This window comes from uncultured Intestinibacter sp., from assembly GCF_902468165.1.
Classification (GTDB): domain Bacteria; phylum Bacillota; class Clostridia; order Peptostreptococcales; family Peptostreptococcaceae; genus Intestinibacter.
This window is the reverse complement of sequence record NZ_CABQXJ010000072.1, coordinates 1-17,182: the sequence shown is the minus strand read 5'-3', so window position 1 is coordinate 17,182 and position 17,182 is coordinate 1. Positions and strand designations below refer to the sequence as shown.

At 29.1% G+C, this 17,182-nt stretch carries 13 protein-coding genes; 2 read left to right on the top strand and 11 right to left on the bottom strand.

The features are described 5' to 3' along the window. Window positions 1-35: 35 nt before the first annotated feature. Window positions 36-1,019 (bottom strand): hypothetical protein, encoded by a 984-nt coding sequence (locus RDX53_RS11530; protein ID WP_307994201.1) that lies wholly within the window; start codon window positions 1,017-1,019, stop codon window positions 36-38. A 17-nt stretch (window positions 1,020-1,036) separates the two neighbouring features. Beyond that, window positions 1,037-2,365, bottom strand: a complete 1,329-nt coding sequence (locus RDX53_RS11525; protein ID WP_307994200.1) for a site-specific integrase — start codon at window positions 2,363-2,365, stop codon at window positions 1,037-1,039. A 272-nt stretch (window positions 2,366-2,637) separates the two neighbouring features. On the opposite strand from RDX53_RS11525, the gene RDX53_RS11520 reads away from it, so the two are divergent. Beyond that, window positions 2,638-3,558 carry a transcriptional regulator gene (locus tag RDX53_RS11520; protein WP_307994199.1) on the top strand — a complete coding sequence of 307 codons (921 nt, stop codon included), beginning with the start codon at window positions 2,638-2,640 and terminating at the stop codon, window positions 3,556-3,558. Between the two features lie 18 nt (window positions 3,559-3,576). Here the strand turns inward: RDX53_RS11520 and RDX53_RS11515 are convergent, their stop codons facing one another. Next, window positions 3,577-4,923 carry an amino acid permease gene (locus tag RDX53_RS11515; RefSeq protein ID WP_307994198.1) on the bottom strand — a complete coding sequence of 449 codons (1,347 nt, stop codon included), beginning with the start codon at window positions 4,921-4,923 and terminating at the stop codon, window positions 3,577-3,579. Between the two features lie 162 nt (window positions 4,924-5,085). Beyond that, a complete protein-coding gene (locus RDX53_RS11510; protein WP_307994197.1) occupies window positions 5,086-6,939 on the bottom strand; it encodes an NERD domain-containing protein in 1,854 nt (617 codons plus the stop codon). Between the two features lie 375 nt (window positions 6,940-7,314). On the opposite strand from RDX53_RS11510, the gene typA reads away from it, so the two are divergent. Next, entirely contained in the window at window positions 7,315-9,150 is a 1,836-nt protein-coding gene (gene typA / locus RDX53_RS11505; protein ID WP_007287111.1) for a translational GTPase TypA, read from the top strand. A gap of 45 nt (window positions 9,151-9,195) precedes the next feature. Here the strand turns inward: typA and RDX53_RS11500 are convergent, their stop codons facing one another. From RDX53_RS11500 to RDX53_RS11470, 7 genes are all read right to left on the bottom strand, one after another. Then, window positions 9,196-9,600 (bottom strand): regulatory YrvL family protein, encoded by a 405-nt coding sequence (locus RDX53_RS11500; protein WP_307994196.1) that lies wholly within the window; start codon window positions 9,598-9,600, stop codon window positions 9,196-9,198. 286 nt (window positions 9,601-9,886) lie between these two features. Next, window positions 9,887-11,047 carry an ABC transporter substrate-binding protein gene (locus RDX53_RS11495; protein ID WP_307994195.1) on the bottom strand — a complete coding sequence of 387 codons (1,161 nt, stop codon included), beginning with the start codon at window positions 11,045-11,047 and terminating at the stop codon, window positions 9,887-9,889. Between the two features lie 17 nt (window positions 11,048-11,064). Continuing rightward, the gene (locus RDX53_RS11490) at window positions 11,065-12,201 is read right to left on the bottom strand and encodes a nitrogenase component 1 (RefSeq protein WP_307994194.1); all 1,137 of its coding nucleotides are present in this window, start codon (window positions 12,199-12,201) and stop codon (window positions 11,065-11,067) included. Then, a complete protein-coding gene (locus RDX53_RS11485; RefSeq protein ID WP_295734309.1) occupies window positions 12,182-13,528 on the bottom strand; it encodes a nitrogenase component 1 in 1,347 nt (448 codons plus the stop codon). Before RDX53_RS11485 ends, RDX53_RS11490 begins: the two co-directional genes overlap by 20 nt. Continuing rightward, window positions 13,522-14,370 carry an AAA family ATPase gene (locus RDX53_RS11480; RefSeq protein WP_195931585.1) on the bottom strand — a complete coding sequence of 283 codons (849 nt, stop codon included), beginning with the start codon at window positions 14,368-14,370 and terminating at the stop codon, window positions 13,522-13,524. Before RDX53_RS11480 ends, RDX53_RS11485 begins: the two co-directional genes overlap by 7 nt. A 44-nt stretch (window positions 14,371-14,414) precedes the next feature. Beyond that, a complete protein-coding gene (locus RDX53_RS11475) occupies window positions 14,415-15,503 on the bottom strand; it encodes a TM1266 family iron-only hydrogenase system putative regulator (protein ID WP_307994193.1) in 1,089 nt (362 codons plus the stop codon). Then, on the bottom strand, window positions 15,500-16,525 hold the full coding sequence (locus RDX53_RS11470) for an iron ABC transporter permease (protein WP_307994192.1): 1,026 nt from the start codon (window positions 16,523-16,525) through the stop codon (window positions 15,500-15,502). The genes RDX53_RS11475 and RDX53_RS11470 overlap by 4 nt, the downstream gene beginning before the upstream one ends. Between the last annotated feature and the right edge of the window lie 657 nt (window positions 16,526-17,182).

Sequence of the window (17,182 nt, the reverse complement as noted above, 5' to 3'; positions counted from 1 at the left end):
TGAGCTATTTTTTTATCCATTTTTAAGTGTTGCACTTAATATGATAATTCATCATCGATTATTTCAGATACTTGTTTCCGAGTATAATTAGTATCAAAAAAATTTTTAACTTCTTCTACAGCACGTTTAACGTCTTTTAATCTATATAATAAACTATTACCTGTTTGCATTGTTTCTATGCCAAATTCTTTTACTACTGGCTTTAATATAAATCTATCTGATTCTATTTCAAACATTTTTAATATAGAATTCCTATCAATAAACTCATTCTCTTTAATAGATATATTGTCGATATCGGCTTTTTTATAAAAAATATATATACCTTTAAAATCATATTTTTTCCTCAAAATACTTTTATAATGATTAAAAATTCTTACTTGTTTAACATTACGTGCCTTTACTATATCTCTACTAAATATATTTTCATATACATACTGAGCAGTATAATGTTCTTCATAAAATTTCTCTACTTCTTCGATTGCTGCTTGCAAATCTTCAATATTATAATATGTTTTATTACCATTAGTTTTAGTTCTTATATTAAATTTAGATACTACATCTACAATATAATCTTGAGTTGTTTCTAGTTTCTTAAATGTATTTTCTCTGTCTAAGTAATTACTATTTATATCTTCAATTTTTTGTTTTAATTTATCTATATCAGTTTTTTCATAACAATTGGTTGCCCCCTTGAATTCTTTTCTAGTTTGTAATAATATACCTCTGTATTTACGAGGTATAGTAACAGATTTTATTTTGTATTTATTTAAGAGAGGATAACCAAATAATTCTACTACATAAGGACAACTATAATGTTTGTTAAAAAAATCATTAGCCTTTTCTATAATTTCTTCTATATCTGATAATTTATAATATTTACGCCTATCAACAGTGTTTTGTTCAACTTTATAAATAGACATAATTGATGGAAAAACATTCATAGAGCTGCACTCAAGCTTTTTCATAGCTGTCTCTTTATCTATAAATTCATTTAATATTTTACCTTTAGCTATGCTCATATTGAATCCTCCTGTTACTAATTATCTTTCATTGACACAGCAATTGCACCTACAATGTCAATCATATCAGCCACACTTTCAGTTATACTTTTTAAATTTAAATATGCCTCTGATGATTTTACAGATGAATCTCCTCTTAAAATCATTAAAAGTTGAGAGCTATGTTGACCCATAATATTTTTAAGATACCCCTTCTTTATAAGGTGATTAGTAAATATATGTCTTCCAATATGACTTCCCCAAGATTTAATTCTATATTCATCTGCTAAAGATGCTTTATTAAGTTTTTTGTCTACAAACTCTATGAAATCCCATTTTAACTTATGAAATTCTTTCTGATACACTTGTGCTGTCATTGGTTGTCCATATGAATCCAAAAACAAGGCATTAAAATGTTTTCTTTTTTGATTATTATTTAATTTTTCAATATGCTCATCCCATATATCAAATAATTCTCCATTAAAATTAAATACTGGCTGACCCTCACGAGGTTTTTTTACTTGTGAATATCTTGTATCTATATCTCTATCAGCAAATAGTTCATCTTGTCTATCTTGAATAGATACAGTCACGTAGTTTTTTGCTCTATTTAGTTCTACTGAGTCTATAGTAAGATTTACTATCTCACCTTGTCTTAATCCACCACAGATTTGAAGAATAACCCCTAGAGCTATATTAGAATATTTATCTCTTGCAAGCTTAACAAACGAATGCCATATATCCTCATCCATATCTTTAAGTATTTGAGAACTAACTCTCTCTTGGTCTGGATACTCTATAACATACTGTGGATTACCTACAAATGGATTAACCATTTGCCATCTAACTTGATTTCTTTTATCATTAGATTTTATTGGAACAGGAATGTTTTCTATTTTAGCATCCTCACCTGTAATACCTAATTTATATAAATAATCATAAAATTTAAGTAATATATTTTCTTTATCTTTAACTGTTTTATAAGAGTTATCGTTACGCAAAGAGTTAAGGAATTCAGCTAAATGATATAGGTTTAGTTTATATAATCCATTTTCTCTTAATATATCAAATATTTTATTATATCCAAGCGATATTTCATTATTTATATAGTTTAAAAAATTAGTGATAACTCGTGCTTCTTTTATTTTACTGTTATCTGACATGGAACCGCATACTGTTTTTAGATATGATGTTAGTTGAGATGGTATCCAAGCTTCACTATTAGGATACTGTCTAACTATTATAACTTCTTTTCTTTCTTTATTTTGATATTTAGAAAAATCTCTTATTGTTATTGTCTTCAACTTATATTTCATCGGAATCATAAAGATATTACCGATATCGTTAAAATCTAGGTTTGTTTTCATGATATTATTCCTCCAATCACTATAAATCTAATTTCTTACTCTCGCCCTTCGCTACGCTACGGTTGAGCTCTCGGTTAGTTGTGTTGTCGGTAGTTGTTTGTTACCATATATATACTATATATTTTGATGTTTTGTTTAATTGTAGCATACCTTAGACAAAATTTCATTATAGTATTACCAATATTTAAGAACTATTTTTTATTATTTTGTACTAAGTTTATATAGATAAGGAAAAAGGAAATTCATACCCAGATATTACGCTTTTGCCCCCTTTGGCTAGGTTATTAAGAGTAGATTTAAATACTTTACTATCATTTAATGATGAGCTTAATGATTATGAGATTGGAAAATTTATAAATGATTTAGCTACTATTGTTGAAACAAAAGGATATGATTATGCATTTAAAATAGCAATAGATAAAATATATGAGTATCCAAACTGCTATAAATTAATTTATTCAGTTTCATATTTTTTACAAGGTGCGTTGTGTTTGTATTGTGTAGATGATAAAGATAAATACGAAAATGAAATTGAAAAGCTCTTTATTCGTGTAAGCAACTGTGATGACTTAGAACTTGCAAATAATATAAATTCATTATTAATTTCTAAATATATTCAGAGAAAAGATTACAACAGTGCGCAAATGTTAATTGATAAATTACCAAATGTATCAATTAATAAAAAACAACTTCAAGCAAATTTATATATTAGTCAAGATAAATTAAACGATGCTTGTGAAATTTTAGAAAAAGAAATTCTTTTTATGGCTAACTCAATCCAAAGCTCTCTACTTAATTTACTTGATATCGCTTTGAAACAAAATAAATTTGATTATGCACTAATTTATTCAAACAAAATAAAACAAACAACTGAAATATATAATTTATGGGACTATAATAAATATGTTGGCGACTATCAAATAGCCATGGAAACCAAAGACACAAAAAAGATTATAGATACATTAAAATCTATGTTCAATTCTATTAAAAATCCTTGGACATTAAATGACTCACCACTTTATAAACATATTTATAATAACCCAAAATCTAATTATAGCAATAATAAATTTGGACAAATTTTTATAAATAACATAATTAAAGAACTTGAATATAGTGATGAAATAGACTTTTTAAAAAAAGAACCTGAATTTATAAAATTATTAAATGAATATAAAATCAAAAAAGGATACTAATCATAGTATCCTTTTTTATTATGATGCTTTACTTTCTTCTTCTAATTCTGGTTTTTTCTTAGTCATAACCGCATATACAGGTAATCCTATTAATGTTACTATAACTCCACCTAAAGAAATCATCGAACTTTTCATACCAGCTAAGAATAGTTGATCTATTACAACGAATAAACCACTACAAATAGATATTATTGGTATTACTGGATAGAATGGAACCTTATAAGGTCTTTTTAAATCTGGTTGAGTTTTTCTAAGTTTTATAACACCTATGAATGTTAATGTATAGAATGCCCATATAGCAAACATAGATAAATCACTTAATAAGTTAAATTGTCCTGATAATGCATATATCACAGAAAGTACGACCATAAATAGAGTTGCATTTGCAGGAACTCCATTTTTATTTAATTTACCAAACGTAGCTGGTAAAAGTTTTTGATTAGCTAATGTGTAAGGTATTCTTGGTCCAGTTAAAAGATATCCGTTTAGACATCCAAATACTGATACTAATATACCTACATTTATTAATTTACCACCAACAGGCCCAAATATTTTTTCAGCTACTATAGATGCTGGTGAAGCGTATTGAGCTAATTCACTTGCAGGTAATACCCATAAGTATGCTAAGTTTATAACTACATTAATAGCCATTACTATAGATAACCCACCTATTATAGCTTTTGGTAAATCTTTGCCTGGATTTTTCATTTCTCCAGCAAGAGCACCTACGTTTATCCATCCATCATAAGCAAATAGTATTGCAACAAGTAACTGACCTATAACACCCATTGGTCTTATTCCTTCAGCTACTAAAGGATTCATTATTGGGTTATCTCCGCTCCCTTTTATAAATCCAAATACTATTATTAATCCAAGAGGAATTAACTTACATACAGTAGATACTGTTTGTATAGCTCCACTTGTTTTAGAACCGAATGTATTTAATATTCCTATTAATAGTATTACTCCAATAGTCATTGGCATTACTAAAGAAGAATTATTTAAAAGTAATGCAGCTTGTTGCCCAAACATAACTGCTATAGCAGCTGCTGTAGCTGGGAAAAATAGTACTGTTTGCATCCAACCTGTTAAGAACCCTAACTTTTTACCGTATATCTCTTCAATATATACCATCATTCCGCCTGTTTTAGGGATAGCAGCTGATACTTCTGCAGCAGTAAGACCTGCAGTTATTGTCATTATACCTGCTATAATCCATGCTAATATTCCAAGACCAGGAGCACCTCCTGTTAATGTGTATACCGCTTGAGGTTTAAAGAACACCCCACCACCTATAACCATACCTACAACAGTAGATAAAGCTGCGGCTATACCTAAGTTTTTTTGCAGTTGTTTATTTTCCATAAACTATGTTCCTTTCGCATATTATTTTCTTTTGTTTTATTTTAGTCACTCTACTTAGTATATAGGTTTCTCTTGTTTATTCAAGCTGTATTTTAATCCCTAAAATGGTAATTTATGTATATAGATAGATTTCTTATAATAGTCATCTCTTTTTATATCAAATCAAAAAAGTTTTTCTAAAAAATTATATTCAGGTAAATAATTAAAACATGTAAATGAAAACTGTCCATTCATCGAATTTGGTTTTACTCTAGACATGCTTATAAATATTGCATTGCCTACATTTTTCCTAATATCCACAATATTTTCGCTTCCATAAGAATCTAAAACTAAAATGATATTAGGTGTTTGCCACCCCTTATAACTGTGATATGAGCATACTTTTAGTCTGCCTGTTCCGCCTCTAAATTTCCATTTTTCATTTCTTCTATTTTTTTCGTTTTTCTTTTTATTCATATCATATACATGAGATACTTTTATTCCTTTATCCATAAAAAATTTTACAATATCTACACCTGTATTTTCGTTTGTAGTTAAAATAGTTATATCTTCTAATTTATTATATTCTAACAGTTCTTTTATTTTTAAATCAATTCTATTTAATTTATCTTCTTTAGAATCTGTATTAGAATTTATCCACTTTATACTTATAAGTAAACTTATTTGATTAGAATTACTTTTAGGAGTCAATATATTTTCTTCATGTATGCCTAATTCTTTGCGTACAAGTTCTATTTTTTCAACTGTCTCTTTTGGTAGCCTATATGAAATTTTTAAATATCCAGGTTTTCCTTTAAATCCTATGTTTTTTATCTGTTCACTATCTTCAATCCATATTCCATGTTCATATATATCTTGTGATTTATCATATACAATAAATAATTCGCCTTTTTGAGTATAAAATTTTTTAAGAAATCTGATCCAATCTCCTCTAAAATCTTGTCCTTCATCTATCAATATATAATCATACTTAAATTCATCTTTTAATGGGTTTAACTCCATAAATTTTTCAATACATTTAATCCAATCTTGTGTAAAATCATAATCTTTATTATTATAAGTATATAATTCACTATATGGAAGTTTTATACAATATGATGCTGCTACAATTTTTAGAAATTCATGAAAATATAGTACACTTAAATTGTCTTTCAATTTACGTCTATCATCTAATCCAAATTGTTGACTACACAAATCTTTTAGGTAGTGTCTTAGTGTTATGTTATAAGTCAAAATAAGTACACGATAATCTTTTTTCAATGCTCTGGCAGCCTTTTCAGCTAAAACTAGTGATTTGCCTGCTCCAGGCACTCCTCCCCATCTACGTATAGAATTTTGTTTTAAATTTGCTAAGTCTGATTGTTCTTTAAATAGTTTAAATGGCTCTTTTCTTTCATAATTATAATCTGCACATTGTAAATTTTTAATTAATTGATGTACCATATTTTCTAACATATTGTCTTTATTATACTTTGATTCTTTAACTGTAAGTGCCCATGTATATTGTGTCTTATTGAGTGTTTTATTTATATCATTTATTTTATCTATATCATCATCTGTCCAAATTTTAGTGTATGTATTATTTGTACAAAATTCTAAAGCTTTTTCTTTAGATGGCCCGTGAAAATATACGACTGTCTCAATATATCCATAATAATCATTATTTTTAGAAACAAAATCTTCACTATTATTTAAATCAGATTTAAGGATGCAATTTTTATAAGTTTCAACTTGTTCTACCGGATCTTTTTTATGTAATCTTCCATCTGTACCTTTGATATACCCTCCAGATTTATAAATATCTAAATTTAGATTCCAATCCTTGACTTCAATAATTATAACGCCTTTTTTAGGATTAAGTAATATAAAATCTGGTTTTATAGAGTCTATGTGAGGTTGTTCAAATACTGTCCATCCATCAAATCTAGGACTGTATTTTAAAACATTTAATAACTTTTCTTCTCCCTCAGTTCTTTTATCTCTTGGATTAATATTTTCAAATATAATTGCTGACATATAATCCGCTCCCCTCCGTAATAGATTTATGATTTAAACAACAATATTTGTAAATACCTATCATTTTAATTACAATTCTTACTAAGATAAACTGTCTATAAAGTATATTTTTAATAACTAAATATTATGTCTAAATTAATTAAAATTTATAAAATTGCTTCTTACTTTGAATATTTTCTAAATAATTGGAAATAATATTTTAAGATATACTAACGATAATAAAAACATAACTACTTATTAAATTTTAATACAATAATTACTACTATGTTTCGCCAAATAAAGATTTTTTTATAATATTACTATTTTATATATCTTGTATACTAAATTCTGTTATGATATAATAACTTGGTTATAATAAGAAAAGGAGATTTTTATATGTCAATTAAACATAAAATAATAAATATTGCCGTAATTGCCCATGTCGATGCCGGAAAATCAACTTTAGTTGATGCTTTCTTATCTCAAAGTGGTGTATTTAGAGCAAACGAAGTAGTAAAAGAATGTGTAATGGATAGTAATGACCTTGAAGCTGAAAGAGGTATAACAATATATTCTAAAAACTGTTCTATAAATTATAAGGATTACAAAATAAACATAGTAGATACTCCAGGACATAGTGACTTCTCATCAGAAGTAGAACGTGTTATAAAAACAGTTGATACAGTTATATTACTTGTAGACGCTTCTGAAGGGCCAATGCCTCAAACAAGATTCGTTTTACAAAAATCATTAGAATTAGGTCTTAGACCAATATTATTCATAAATAAAATAGATAAAAAAGACCAAAGAGCTGAAGAAGTTGTTGATGAAGTATTCGATTTATTCGTAGACTTAAATGCAACTGATGAACAATGTGAATTCCCAATAATCTACGGTATAGCTAAACAAGGTATAGCAAAAAGAGAAATGGATGACGATAGCACAGACTTATCTCCATTATTCGAAACTATAGTTGACCATGTTGAAGCATATCCAGATTATGACGACAAACACCTTCAACTTCAAATATCTGCACTTGCATACGATGACTATGTAGGTAGACTTGGTATAGGTAGAGTTTACAAAGGTACTGTTAAAAGTGGGGAACAAATATCTGTATGTAAATCAGGTTCTGTAGTTTCTAGAGGTAAAATATCTAAATTATCAGTTTACGAAGGATTAAAACAAGTTGAAGTTAATGAAGCTGGTAGTGGTGAAATAGTTGTTATAGCAGGTATACCTGATATATCAATAGGTGAAACTATATGTGAAGTTGGAAACGAACTTCCAATGGAAATGATACACATAGAAGAACCTACTCTATCAATGAACTTCCTAGTTAATGATTCTCCATTCGCTGGTAAGAGTGGTAAATTCGTAACTACAAGACACTTAAAAGATAGATTAGAAAAAGAACTTGAAGTTAATGTTGGTCTTAAAGTTGAACCAATGGACACTACTGACGGATACAAAGTAAGTGGTCGTGGTGAGCTTCACTTATCAATATTACTTGAAAACATGAGACGTGAAGGATACGAAATAGGTGTATCTAAACCAGAAGTTTTAATGCACAAAACTGAAGATGGTAGAGTTCAAGAACCAATCGAAAAAGTTATAATAAACTGTCCAGAAGTTTACTCTGGTACTGTAATAAACAAAATGAACTTAAGAAAAGGTATGATGGAAGCAATGTCTATAGAAGGAGATTATGTAAAAATCGAATTCTCTGCTCCAACTCGTGGACTTTTAGGATACAGAAGTGAGTTCATAAATGATACTCGTGGTGAAGGAAACATGGTAAGATCTTTCGCTAGATACGAAGATTACAAAGGTGAAATACCAACAAGAAACAACGGAGTTTTAATAGCTCAAGGTGCTGGTACAACTATGGCTTACGGTCTTAACGCACTAAGCGAAAGAGCTCAAATGTTCGTTGAACCAGGTGTTGATGTTTACGAAGGTATGATAATCGGAATGAACTCAAGACGTGAAGATATGGTAGTTAACCCATGTAAAAACAAAAAACTTACAAACGTTCGTGCTTCAGGAAGTGACGATGCTATAAAATTAAACCCAGCTAGAACATTCACTCTTGAAGAAGCTCTAGAATTTATAGATGATGATGAATTAGTAGAAATCACTCCAGATTCTATAAGACTTAGAAAGAAATACTTAAAAGAACACGAAAGACTACAATACAACAAACAAAGACAAAGAGCAGCAATAAAATAATTGCTTAAAATAAGGCTTAGACAAATCAATTTTGTCTAAGCCTTATTATTTTGATTTCTTCTCTAAAAATATACCAAATAAATAAGATATTATAGAAAATATAAATGCAGTTAACATTGAGCACGAGATACCTTTGATAAGTGTTTCTGATATGCCAATTATAATCATATTTAAAGGTATATCTAAAGTCAAATATAATAAATTATATTGGGTATCTGTAAGTCCTCTTAGCTCTTTCAAAACCTTTAAAAAACATACAACTATAAAGTCTAGAATCATACTCAAAATTAAAAATATCCCAAAGAACTTTGCTAGGGATAATAAATTATTGTACTTCAATCCAAGTAAATATAGTATGGTTCCTCCAAAAAATAAAAAAAGTGCATAAACTATTATAGCCAGTATAATACCTGGAATTAGTATTTGTAGTAATTTTTTTATATTAGTCATAAAATCCTCCTTGTATATAGTAATGACATTATAATATGTTATTACTGAGTACATCTATTTTAACATATTGTTTATTTTATAAAAATAAAATTGTGTTTTATATAGAATTATTTCCTTACAATGAAAAAAGGCTAATACAAAATAGATTTTTTATTCTGTATTAGCTTCTTTTTATATGAGTTTTACTTAAATACCTAATAAATACTTTATATAGTTAAAAATTTCATTAATTTATATAAAACTTTTGCTTTATAAAAGTATTTATTCAATGTTAAGATTTCTTATTTTAGAATCCTTGTGCTGCATCTGATGTCGGTGCAAATATTGATTCTACTTGTTTGTCACTTAAGTCAACACCGAATACTTCTTTATAGTAGTCTTTAACTTCTTTAGTTAAGTCGATATCTTTGAATTTGTCTGGATATGTAGTTTTAGCTAACCATAATAATGTCATTGGTGTATCTGCTCCAGGAGTATAACTTCTATACATTCCTAAAGGCATTTTGTAGACTTTTTTATCTTCTACTGCTTTTACTTTGCTCCAATCGTTACTTCCTATTGTGTTGTTGTATAAATCTTCTGGCTGAGCTTGTGTAAAGTTTGTAACAAAGATTATATCTGGATTGTATTTGTAAATTTGTTCCATATTAACTGGTACTGCGTTGTCTTTTTTAATATCATCAGCTACGTTTTTAGCTCCTATAGCTTTTGCCCACCAGCTACCAAAGAATGAATTTCCTGATGTTGCGATTGAAGTTTCATCATATTTAAATAAGAAAAATACATTAGCTCTTTCATCATCTGGTATATCTTTTACTCTATCTTGAACCATTTTATAAACATCGTCGCTGTGTTTTTTAACTACATCTGCTTTAGCATCTTCTGGGAATATTTGACTTAATAAGTCTATCCAGTTGTTTAAAGTTTCTATAGTGTTGTATTCCCATTTATTAACTGATATTGCAACTGCGTTAAATCCAGCTTCTTTTAGTTTATCGCCTATTGCTGTATCTGATGCACTATAAAATACTACATCTGGTTTTAATTTTAATAACTCTTCTGTATTTACTTCTCCATCTTTTATAAATCCAGTATCTGCTTTTAATACTTCTGGATATAATTCACCTAAAAGACCATTTTTAGCAGCTGCCATACTAGCTTCTGACATACCTACTATTTTATCTCCTGAATTAAAGAAAACTGTTAAAACTGATGGAAGTGGTAATATATCACACACTGCTATACGTTTAATATCTTTTGGAAGTGTTACTTCATTATCAGCTTGGTCAGTTATAGTTATTGTATCACTACTTTCTGAAGATGCTGAGCTTGAAGATGCACTTGCTTTTGATGAAGTAGAACTAGTTGAAGATGATGAACACCCTCCAAATACAGGCACCATTGTTGCTATTAATAGTGCACATATTATTTTTTTGATTTTTTTCATTTGTAAATTCCCCTTTCCTATAAAGATTTATTAATTAAATTTGGTATTTCAGCTCTATAAATTCGCCCTGAAAACCCCTCATGTGGCAAAGATATAAAGTTGGAATCAAGTGGACAAATTGGTCTATATAGAGGATCTGCTATTATAATTTTTGAATTTTTTAATTCTTTTTCTATATCATCCTCATATATTTTTAATTTATCTCCTTCTAAAAGAAGGTTTTTGTCTGTTTCTAATGTCGAAATCACATTTACAGTTTTATTTTTTTCTGTCGAAATTGCATATGCTAGAGATTCTGACATTATACTTTCCCCTACAATTGTAATTTGTGGATTTTTGTCTATTTTTCTATTTATATAAGATATATTGTTTTCTTTTGTAATAATTGTTTCTTTTAAATCTGCTACTATCTTTTTAGCAAATTCTTTTCCAAATGGTGTTCCAACTATATATGGAATATTAAACTTTTCATACATATATTTTGCAGCTCCCATGCCAGAATAAGAAATAACTAAGTTTACATCTGCATTTCCTGCATTTTTTATATCTTCTAAAGTGCTACCCATAGCCCATGTGCTTATTACATCAAAATCATTTTCTTTTAATAAATCTACAGTAGATTTAATACTATTATTTATAGAGAAGTCTAGTGGAGTAGCCCCCAATATATTCACTCTGCTCTTCTCTGCCCTACTCTCCTTATCGTTTCTCTTTAGAAACCTTTTGGATAATGCTTCAAAAGCCTTATATGCACCACTTACATAAGAGTTCATGCCAGTCGTATTAAATCCAAATGTAGGTATTTTCGTTTCATTTTCAACTATGTTTGCAATAGCTTTAAAATCAGTACCTATCATTGTAGGAATCGGTGTACCTGCTAGTGCTATAAATTTAGGATTTAATTCTTTTGCAGTATATATTATATCGTCTATAAACTTTTGATCATCACCCATTATAGCCTCCATCTCAGATATTCCCGAAATGTATACCATGCTGTCGAAATCATACCATCTAGGTTCATCGTGTGTGTTATATGTCGAATTACATCCTGATGCATCATGCATTACACAAAGTCCACCGAGTTCATATAATGCTGAACATACTCCAAATGTATCAGCTGAATAAATCGATATTCTACTTGCGATTTGTTTCATAATTTTCACACCCCAATCCCTTAAATTGTATTAATTTCTTCATGTCCTTTTCGTTTAAAAATGCATCTACCATAAGATTAGATAGTTTTTCTATTGAGCTAAATCCATACATTCCTCCACCTTCAACTATATTTACAAAGTTATTTGAACCTGTAAAATAAGCTGCTTTTTGCCCTAAAGCCAAGATTTTTTTATCTGTATGTCTTTTTACAAAACGCATCTTTACATGCACAGTTGCATAAATTTTTATATTTGGATAATTTTCTTTAATATATTTAAAATCTTCTTCTTCCTCATTTATAAAGCTATCTGCATATATAGAAACTACATTAAAATTATATTTTAAAAGTAGTTTAGCAAAGCTAAGCGGTCTAATTGTAAAAGTGTAGTCTATAGAAATAGGCGTGTCTTTTATAATTTCTTTTGCATTTTTTAAAGCTTTTTCTGCATTAGTTTCATTTTCTTTAAAATCTATTTTATCTATATTTAAAGCTTCACAAAGCTTATCTAGATTTTTTTTAATTTCATCAAAATCATAACTTAGTGAAAGATAAAGATATCTTTGGTTTAGCTTGTCTTTTAAATACCTTCCCGCTTCTAATGCTGCTGGATTATATATTATATTTAAAAATGCTCTGCCCATATCTTTATATTCTCTATAGTCTTTTGTTCTTGGAACTTCTCTAAGTGTAAATTTGTTTTCTTTTATAATTTTTACAAGTTCGCTGTCGTCGTCTGTTTTGTAGTTATTTCCGATTATATTTACACTGTTATAATCTGTATCGCATTTATCTATAAGACTGTAGAGTTGTCTTCTCATAATTTGATCTGGTGTAAGTCCACTTTTTCTCATAATCGGATTCATATAACAATCTGTAAATTCTATGTCTGGGTATTTTTCTCTAAGTTTTTTATATACTAATTTTAAATCGCATCCTATAAAGTGGTGTATACAGCTAGTATATAAAAGTATTGCTTTTGGAGTATATGAAAGCTTTGAAAGTATTTCTCCAATTGATTGTATTATCAAATCTTCCGTATCGCCTTCTAAAATATTATTTTCTCTTACTATTATATTTGAAAACCTGTCTATTGCATTCATCTCAGCAGCAGTTAAAACTACTCCACGAAGACAACTCTGCGCACATACAAATACTTCATGTGCCTCTGGTATTAACATCCCTGTATGAGCTATATTCCAAGGTCCTCTAGCAGAACATGAAAACTCAAGTCTAGATTCAAATGGCGATGGAAACTTTGCATCTTTTGCCAAAACACAAATATCATTTTCATCTTTTAAAACTTGTCTTTCTACACGCTTCAACATTTAGCTTCCTCCTTTGTGTCAGGGTTACTTGGTTGTTCATCATCTGCATCTTTATTATATTCTCTTAATTTTTTGTCTTTTGATATTTTATATCCAAATGATTTTAATAGATTATCCGCTAGAATTTCGTATTCTTTTGCCATGTTGCTTTCTGGAAATGATTCTAATACTGTCTTTTTATTTTCTTCTGCTACTACTACAATTTCATCTCTATCTAATGTGCCTATTAATTTTGAATTTATATTTTTTATAAATTCATTTACCTTTTCTTCTTCATTTTTTATATTTCTTTTATTTAAGATAACTCCGCCTAAAGTTGCATATCCTCTGTTTTTAAAATTATCTATAGCTGTAGCTATATTTAAAGCGGCATGAAGTGACATATACTCGCCTGATGTTATTATAAATATTTTGTCGGCATATCCGCATCTCATAGGCATCGAAAATCCTCCACAGACTACATCTCCAAGCACATCATAAAAAACTATATCTGGTTTATAAGCTTCATATGCACCCTTTTGCTCTAATTTTTCAAGAGCTGTTATTATGCCCCTACCTGCGCAACCCATTCCCGGAGTGGGCCCTCCCGCTTCGACACACAATATTCCATTATATCCCTCAACTACCATTTCATTTAATTCAAAATCGTCCTTTTTTTTGCGAACTAAATCTAAAACAGTATTTATTTCACTGCCATTATGTAGATTTGTTGTGGAATCGGCCTTTGGGTCACACCCTATCTGCATAACTTTTAATCCCTTTTTAGATAAAGCTACTGATAGGTTTGAAATTGTAGTAGATTTACCTATTCCCCCTTTTCCATAAACCGCTATCTTTATCATACTTAACTCCCCCTTAAATCTATTTATATATTATTTCGAGATTTTTATTTTTTAAATTCAACTTGAGAATATATAGCCTTTACACTTACCCCTTGTAAAAAATTAAGTTGTGATACTAATGTCTGTATAACATATTCTGGAGCATCTAAAGTCACGTTTATAATCGATATTCCTCTATCTTCATAAGGCATCCCCATTCTGCCTATTATGTATTTTTTATTTTTGCTAAGTAATTTATTTATCTTTTCAGAAACATCAGAGTGATCAGTTATTATAGATACTACTGCAACTTTTCTCTCTGTAGAAATTTCATCTCTATCAAGAAGTATGTCTATATCGCTATTTTTTGTTATTTTAAGCGGTATAACATCTTTTAATATATTGTTTGGAGTTTCTATTTCACCTATTACTGCCTTTACTCCAAATGCTCTTTCTATGTTTTTTTCTGTTATAACTTCTCTAGTCTCTCCAAACAAATACTTGCCACTTTTGCTTAGTAAAAACGACTTATTCGCCCTTTGTAGAGCATGTGTTGGATAGTGAGTATTAAAAATACAACTTATGCCTTGATTAGATAATTTAGTCATTGTATCTAATATGAGAAGTTGATTTTTAAAGTCGAGATTTGACTCTGGCTCGTCTAAAATAAGTATCTTTGGTTCTGATACTAATGCTCTTGCAATCAACACCATTTGGAGCTCTCCACCACTTATTTGTGAACATTTTTTATGAGCAAATTTAGTTAAATTCATCTCATCCATGACCTTATGCACAATTTCTAAGTCTTGTTCTTTTGGAAGTGACAACATACTAAAATGACTGCTTCTTCCAAGCAGAACCATCTCCTCAGCAGTATAGGCTGCTACTGTAGATTTTGCTTGTGGAACATATGCAATATCTTTCCAAAGCTTTTTGTGAGGTATATCTCTTATATTTTCTCCATCTAATGTCGATTTTCCACTATTCCATTTTAAAAATCCCATTATACATCTGAGTAAAGTCGTCTTTCCAGCCCCATTAGGTCCAAGTATTGCAACTAAGTCCCCAGGCTCTACTGAAAAGTTTATATTTTCTAATAGATTATCTTTAGAATGTTTATATGAAAAACATCCATTTTCAACTGAAAGTATCATAGTTGCCAACCTCCGCTTCTTCTCATAAGAGTTATAAAAAATGGTGCTCCCACTATTGCTGTAAGTATCGAAATTGGAATTTCAGTTGCAACTAGACTTCTAGCAATTGTATCGACTATAACCATAAATACTGCACCTATACTTATTGATGCTGGCACTAAAGAAAGATGGTTATTTCCAAATTTCATCCTACACATATGAGGTATTATTAGACCTACCCAACCAACTTGGCCGCACATAGACACACAAGAACCTGTAACTAAAGTTGCCGCTATTATAGTTATTGTTCTAAGTAATTTTATATTAGTTCCTGATGATTTCGCCTCATCTTCTGATAGCATCAATATATTTAATCTCCAGCGAAGTAGATAAAGTACGAAAATTCCGACTATTATAAATGGAGCCCCTAAAAGTAAAGTCTTATAACTAGCTGATGCCAAACTCCCCATAAGCCAATAAGTTATAGCTGGAAGTTGTGATTCAGAATCTGCAACAAATTTTACAAAAGATACAAGTGCAGAAAACAACGATCCAATCATTATCCCAGCAAGCACAATTGTATTCATATTGTGCCCTCTACCAGTCCCTGATATATAAGTAAGCCCGACTGCAATTATTCCAAATACAAGTGCACAAAATTGTATTCCTAAAAGACCAAAGCCATGTAATATACCAAGTGCTGCTCCAAAGCTCGTCCCTGATGCAACGCCTAGTGTATCAGGTGTCGCTAGTGGATTTGAAAACAAACTTTGAAATGCACATCCTGCAACAGAAAGCCCAGCTCCAACAAGAAGTGCAAGTATTATCCTAGGAAATCTAATCGTCCAAAGTACTATTTCGTTTTGAGGATTTACACTGTATTCATATCCGAATTTTTCAAAGGCTGACTTTAAGACTTCCACAGGGGATATAACCATTCTACCTATTCCCATTGCCAAAACTACTATTACAATTGGAAGTATTATTAAAATCATTCTCTGAAACCATGATAAACTCCCTACAACCTTAAACTTATTTTTCATATATAATCCCCCTAAAAATCTATAGAAAATACTTCTTTATATAATTTATCTATAAAATATAAATATAATTTCTTTACAATTAAAAATAGCTATGCCAGTGGCATAGCTAAGTAATTTGCATCTACAAAATATCGCCTTCCACCTTAATTTTAAATTTTGGTGTCAGAAATAAAATAATTAAAATGATAATTATTCTTCATTATAAGGTAGATTTTTATCATCTTTTAAATCAGTTATAATTATCTATTATTTTATTATTCCTATTTTCAATTATCAATTTTTATAAAGATTCAAACAATATTTTCCACATTTATACAAAAAGTATAGCACATGAATTTTGAAATGTAAACTTATGCAAAAAAATTGAATTTTAAACAAAAAAAATTATAAGAAATAATTCTTATAATTTTTTACGTTCTATATATATGTTATGTATTAAAAATACGATTATTCAGTCTCAGTGTCATCAAGTAAATTATTTTCAGATAAATATGATAAAAATGATAGTCCTAACATTATAACTACTAATAAAGCTGTTATTAAAATAATTGCCATCTTTTGCGCCCCTCCTTTTATATAATGATATAATCAGTTTTTGAACTAAATATGAATTAATTTAATTTGTATAATTTTATAAATAAATTGCTGTATATCAGT

What these genes read in the sequence shown, in the direction of transcription:
- RDX53_RS11530 (WP_307994201.1), bottom strand. Translation starts at nt 1,019, where the DNA reads ATGAGCATAGCTAAAGGTAAAATATTAAATGAATTTATAGATAAAGAG.
- RDX53_RS11525 (WP_307994200.1), bottom strand. Translation starts at nt 2,365, where the DNA reads ATGAAAACAAACCTAGATTTTAACGATATCGGTAATATCTTTATGATT.
- RDX53_RS11515 (WP_307994198.1), bottom strand. Translation starts at nt 4,923, where the DNA reads ATGGAAAATAAACAACTGCAAAAAAACTTAGGTATAGCCGCAGCTTTA.
- RDX53_RS11510 (WP_307994197.1), bottom strand. Translation starts at nt 6,939, where the DNA reads ATGTCAGCAATTATATTTGAAAATATTAATCCAAGAGATAAAAGAACT.
- typA (WP_007287111.1), top strand. Translation starts at nt 7,315, where the DNA reads ATGTCAATTAAACATAAAATAATAAATATTGCCGTAATTGCCCATGTC.
- RDX53_RS11500 (WP_307994196.1), bottom strand. Translation starts at nt 9,600, where the DNA reads ATGACTAATATAAAAAAATTACTACAAATACTAATTCCAGGTATTATA.
- RDX53_RS11495 (WP_307994195.1), bottom strand. Translation starts at nt 11,047, where the DNA reads ATGAAAAAAATCAAAAAAATAATATGTGCACTATTAATAGCAACAATG.
- RDX53_RS11490 (WP_307994194.1), bottom strand. Translation starts at nt 12,201, where the DNA reads ATGAAACAAATCGCAAGTAGAATATCGATTTATTCAGCTGATACATTT.
- RDX53_RS11485 (WP_295734309.1), bottom strand. Translation starts at nt 13,528, where the DNA reads ATGTTGAAGCGTGTAGAAAGACAAGTTTTAAAAGATGAAAATGATATT.
- RDX53_RS11480 (WP_195931585.1), bottom strand. Translation starts at nt 14,370, where the DNA reads ATGATAAAGATAGCGGTTTATGGAAAAGGGGGAATAGGTAAATCTACT.
- RDX53_RS11475 (WP_307994193.1), bottom strand. Translation starts at nt 15,503, where the DNA reads ATGATACTTTCAGTTGAAAATGGATGTTTTTCATATAAACATTCTAAA.
- RDX53_RS11470 (WP_307994192.1), bottom strand. Translation starts at nt 16,525, where the DNA reads ATGAAAAATAAGTTTAAGGTTGTAGGGAGTTTATCATGGTTTCAGAGA.